The following is a 2251-nucleotide window of genomic DNA, read 5'->3' as shown; positions in this document are numbered from 1 at the left end:
TGGCCACCGCGCATCGAGTCCACGAGCTTCGCCCGCGCGAGCTTGTCGATGTCGTCCAGCGTCAGATGACTTTCCTGCGAGATTGCCGCACTCGCCACGAACATGAGCGCACCAAAGCATGCGGCTCGTGCTGGCCACTTAGTTGAGAACATAGTATTTACCCTTCGCAGTGAAATGCACCCCGGTACCGTCCTCTTTCAACTCGACGTCGAGGGTGTCCAGTGCCATGTTGTCCGGCAGGCGCGCGAGCAGCGCGCTTTGCCATTTGTATCCGTCGATCTGCCAGATACCTCGCTGGACCAGCGGCCCCTGCGCTTCACCGGCCATCGGCTGGCGCGGGATAAGGCGCTCAGCCGGCTTGATATCTACGACGTAACCGTGGCTATCGAGCGTGTCCGGCTTGGTGGAAAGCTTCTGCGGGTCGGTCTGCAGACTCTTAATGAGCGCCTGCTGGGTCGGCCACGTCTTCTGCTCACCAAGCGCCACGCGTTCGGCGACCGTCACTTCGGGCCCACGCGCGGTCAGATGCCAACCGTCAGCGTTGAAGACGACCGGACGCAGCGATTCCGGCGCGCGTGCGTCAAACTCCTTGAACGTGCCGCCCTGTCGCTTGTAGGTTGCGACGCAGGGACCGGCGATCGTGCAGGACGCTTTCTGAAACTGCCATCCGGCGACGTTCGTTTCCTGCGCGCCGAAACTCGCGAGTAGCTTCGGGGCAAGCTGGCTCGCGAGCGGAGCGGGCGCAGCGAGTGTGCGCATTACAGCCGACTGATACTCCTGCATAAATGTCGGCGGCGGCGCCGGCGGCGGAGGCGGCGGATTGAGTACGTCAATCAATTGCTTGCCACCATAGAACACCGCCCCGAGGATGACGAGCAACGGCACCGTTGTAGGCACGGCGACCGGGATCTTCTTGATGAGGCCGACCTTGCGCGCAACGATCAGCTCGCGCAGATCGAATACCTCATCGACCGCATGGAGTTGCGCGCCGTGGCCGAGCGTCGCGAGTTCGAGCCCCGCCTTCGCACAGGTGTCCTCGATTGCTTCGCGCTTGTCGGCGAGCGCGTTAAGCGCGACCTCCTCGTCAAGCGCGACGGCTCCGCGTTGCGCCAGCACCAGATGCACAAGTTCATCGTTCTGGATGAGCACAAGCACTGCGGGCCGACGCGAGACTCGCTCAAGCGACGCGATGCGCGCCGCGGCGGAATACAGCTTGCCGCCCTTGCGCTGCGTTGGATCAAGCTCGCAGAAGCCGACGATGGTCTCGCCCTTCGACTTAAACTCGGTGTAGTGAGTCGCGCCGGACCCGTCGACGTAACGCCGGCGCTCGGCGCGGGCACCCTTGGCGGAGTAGGCGCGCCAATCCAGCCCGAATACGAGCTTCGCGCCCTTTTCTCCCGGTATGGATTCGAAGTGCATAGGGATGCTTACCTCGCGCTCACATCGACGGGACGACGGTTGCCGTCAGCATGATCACCTGGAACGTGCGTCCCTTGTTCCATGCGCCCGACAGACCACCGATGCCGTTGTTGTTGCTGCCGTCATACCGATTGCTCACCGCGCCATACAGCACGACGGTCTGTCCATCGGACAGGGCGATGGTCTGGTCATCCTTGTTGCCGAGGATGTCGGGCAACTGGATCTGCTGAAGCGTGTCGCCCGAGCCAGTGCTGATCGTCGTGAACGGGCCGTTGAGCTTCGAGCTATCGCTCCAGTACGACAGAATGATCTGGTTGTGATCGTTCACGGACGGCAGGATGTTCACGAAGTCACCGACCGTGACCGATCCCGGCTGCAAGCCCGGAACACCTGCTGTGCCGCCCGAAATCGAACCGAGGCTCGGGGTCGTTGCGGCGAGGTAGCCCTTCGTTTCAAAGGAGCCGATCGACACCGGCAGGCCGTTCAACGTCAGCTTCGTTTGCGTGTTGTCCTGGACCGTTTTACCGAACGCATTGAGGCCGCTAACAATGGCGTTCGTGCCTTCCATCGGTGAGCCGGGCTTGAGGACGGACAGTCCGACAGTGCCGCCGATCGCCGTCGCCAGAGACGTAGGCGACGCCACCGTCACGGAATAGCGTTTGAGGCCATCGGAGATGCGGTTAAACACTATGTCTGCACTGACACCGGCCTGAGAGCTGTTGCTCAGATCCACCTGCAATGTGCGTACGCGCAGCGCAACTTGCCTCGTTGAAATGGCGTTCTCACGGGCGAGCAGCGCACCCATGCGATCGACCGCTTCCTTGGTGTCACG

The 2251-nt window shown here is 62.3% G+C and carries 1 protein-coding gene and 1 pseudogene; both read right to left on the bottom strand.

Annotation, left to right across the window (positions count from 1 at the left end; all coding sequences use genetic code 11):
* Positions 1–138: 138 nt before the first annotated feature.
* Positions 139–1419, bottom strand: coding sequence for a hypothetical protein (locus tag AWB81_RS42245; RefSeq protein WP_062644470.1), 1281 nt, complete (start codon positions 1417–1419; stop codon positions 139–141).
* A gap of 19 nt (positions 1420–1438) precedes the next feature.
* Positions 1439–2251, bottom strand: a pseudogene (locus tag AWB81_RS42240) (type II secretory pathway protein); the annotation flags it as partial.

It is taken from the genome of Caballeronia arationis (genome assembly GCF_001544975.2).
In the GTDB taxonomy this organism is placed as follows: Bacteria; Pseudomonadota; Gammaproteobacteria; order Burkholderiales; family Burkholderiaceae; genus Caballeronia; species Caballeronia arationis.
This window is presented reverse-complemented; position numbering and strand designations above follow the sequence as displayed.

Excerpts from the sequence above, each read along its gene's own strand:
- AWB81_RS42245 (WP_062644470.1), bottom strand. The coding sequence starts at position 1,419 with ATGCACTTCGAATCCATACCGGGAGAAAAGGGCGCGAAGCTCGTATTC.